The 2,730-nt window shown below is 59.9% G+C and carries 1 protein-coding gene; it reads right to left on the bottom strand.

The window, feature by feature from the left end; all coding sequences use genetic code 11:
* Positions 1-2,730: DUF7507 domain-containing protein (locus U9S71_RS20760; protein ID WP_326329774.1), on the bottom strand; the 2,730-nt coding region annotated here is incomplete at both ends.

The raw sequence follows: 2,730 nt of genomic DNA, 5'->3' as shown, positions 1-2,730 counted from the left end.
GGTGATTTTCGGGTCATCTATGGTAATCGCATCCATCGTCACATTGCCCGTGTTGGTCACCGTGAATGTATACTCGATGGTATTGCCATCGGCGGATAATACGCCCGTCTTGGCAAAGGACAATGCTGGGTCAGCCGGAACGACCACTTCGGTCGGTACACCCGGGTCGCCCGGTGTGCCGGGGTTGTCTGGGTCAGGTGTTGATGGAACAGGGGTTATCGGCGTAGCCGGATTGCCCGGATCTGTCGTCGGAGGTGTGCCCGTGGCCGTGGCCGCGTTCTCCACCCCGCCCGCGTCCTTGTCCGCCTGCGTCAGTGTATAGGTCGCCGTGTAGGTTGCCACCTCAGCCGGTACAAGTGTACCTTCCGCGCTGCTTCCGCTGTTGGAAACGAACGCAGGGACCGGAGCCGTGCCCGTGCCGCTGAAGTCAGCTTCCGCAAGGGTGATATCCATCATCGTCACGTTGCCGGTGTTGGTCACCGTGAACGTATATTCGATGGTGTTGCCGTCCGCGGATAGCACACCCGTTTTGGCAAATGACAATGCTGGGTCTGCCGGGATTACCACTTCGGTCGGTACACCCGGATCGCCCGGCGTGCCGGGGTTATCCGTGTCTGGTGTCGATGGAACCGGTGTTATCGGCGTGGCCGGGTTGCCCGGGTCTGTCGTCGGAGGTGTGCCTGTCGTTGTGGCCAGGTTCTCTACCTCACCCGCGTCTTTCTCCGCTTGGGTCACCGTGTAGGTAGCCGTACCTGTCGTGCTTTCGCCAGGGGCGAGTGTCGTTGCTCCGAGTACAATCGGGTCGATGATTTTCGGATCATCTATAGTAATCGCATCCATCGTCACGTTGCCGATGTTGGTTACCGTGAACGTGTATTCTATCGTGTTGCCATCGGCAGATAGTACGCCCATCTTGGCGAAGGACAGTGCCGGATCCGCTGGAATGTCTACCTCCGTGGGAACACCCGGGTCACCCGGCGTGCCGGGATTGTCCGTGTCCGGGGTTGATGGAACAGGGGGGATCGGCTGGCCGGGTTCATCCGGATCAGCGGGATCGAACGGTGGCGTACCTGTCGTTGTGGCCAGGTTCTCCACTGCACCGGCATCTTTCTCCGCTTGGGTCACCATGTAGGTAGCCGTGCCCGTCGTGCTTTCGCCCGGGGCGAGTGTCGTTGCTCCGAGTACAATCGGATCCGTGATTTTCGGGTCGGTCACCTCCACACCCGTCATCGTCACGTTGCCCGTGTTGGTCATCGTGAACGTATATTCGATGGTATTGCCGTCGGCCGACAGTACGCCCGTCTTGGCGAAGGATAGCGATGGGTCGGCAGGGACGTTGACTACCGTCGGTACGCCCGGATCGCCCGGCGTACCCGGGCTGTCAACATCCGGCGTCGATGGTACCGGTGTTATCGGTTCGCCCGGCTGTGTCGGATCCGCAGGGTCGAACGGTGGTGTGCCCGTTACCGTGGCGTTGTTCTCGACATTGCCGGCATCCTTCTCCGGTTGGGTGATGGTATAGGTGGCCGTGCCCGTGGCGACCTGCCCCGGGGTAAGTGTTGTTGCATCGAGTACGATCGGGTCGCTGATCTTTGGATCGGTTACCGCGATGTCCTCCATCGTCACGTTGCCCATGTTGGTTACCGTGAACGTGTATTCGATCGTGTTGCCGTCTGCGGATAGCACGCCTGTCTTGGCGAAGGACAATGCGGGATCAGCCGGAACTACCACTTCGGTCGGTACACCCGGGTCGCCCGGTGTGCCGGGGTTATCCGTGTCTGGTGTCGATGGAACCGGTGTGATCGGCGTAGACGGATTGTCTGGATCTGTCGTCGGAGGTGTGCCTGTGGCCGTGGCTAGGTTCTCTACTGCACCGGCATCTTTCTCCGCTTGGGTAACCGTGTAAGTCGCCGTACCCGTCGTGCTTTCGCCTGGTGCCAACGTCGTTGCTCCGAGGACAATCGGATCCGTGATTTTCGGATCACTGACCGTAATACCATCCATCGTCACGTTGCCGGTGTTCGTCACCGTGAATGTATATTCGATGGTATTGCCGTCGGTAGACAATACGCCCGTCTTGGCGAAGGACAATGCGGGGTCAGCCGGAACGACCACTTCGGTCGGTACACCCGGGTCGCCCGGTGTGCCGGGGTTATCCGTATCTGGGGTTGATGGAACAGGTGTGATCGGCTGGCCGGGTTCGTCCGGATCGGCAGGGTCAAACGGTGGCGTGCCCGTTACCGTGGCATCATTATCCACGTTGCCCGCATCTTTCTCCTCTTGGGTAACCGTGTAGGTAGCTGTGCCCGTTGTGCTCTCGCCCGGGGCAAGTGTCGTTGCTCCGAGTACAATCGGATCCGTGATTTTCGGATCATCGATGGTAATCGCGTCCATCGTCACGTTGCCGATATTCGTCACCGTGAACGTGTATTCAATGGTATTGCCGTCCGCGGATAGCACACCCGTTTTGGCGAAGGACAATGCGGGATCAGCCGGAACTACCACTTCGGTCGGTACACCCGGATCGCCCGGCGTGCCGGGGTTATCCGTGTCTGGTGTCGATGGAACCGGCGTTATCGGCGTAGATGGATTACCTGGGTCGGTAGTCGGCGGTGTGCCTGTCGTTGTGGCCAGGTTCTCTACCGCACCGGCATCTTTCTCCGCTTGGGTAACCGTGTAGGTAGCCGTGCCCGTTGTGCTCTCGCCCGGGGCAAGTGTGATTGCTCCGAG

Source organism: Parapedobacter flavus (assembly GCF_035818675.1).
Taxonomy (GTDB): Bacteria; Bacteroidota; Bacteroidia; order Sphingobacteriales; family Sphingobacteriaceae; genus Parapedobacter; species Parapedobacter flavus.
This window is presented reverse-complemented; position numbering and strand designations above follow the sequence as displayed.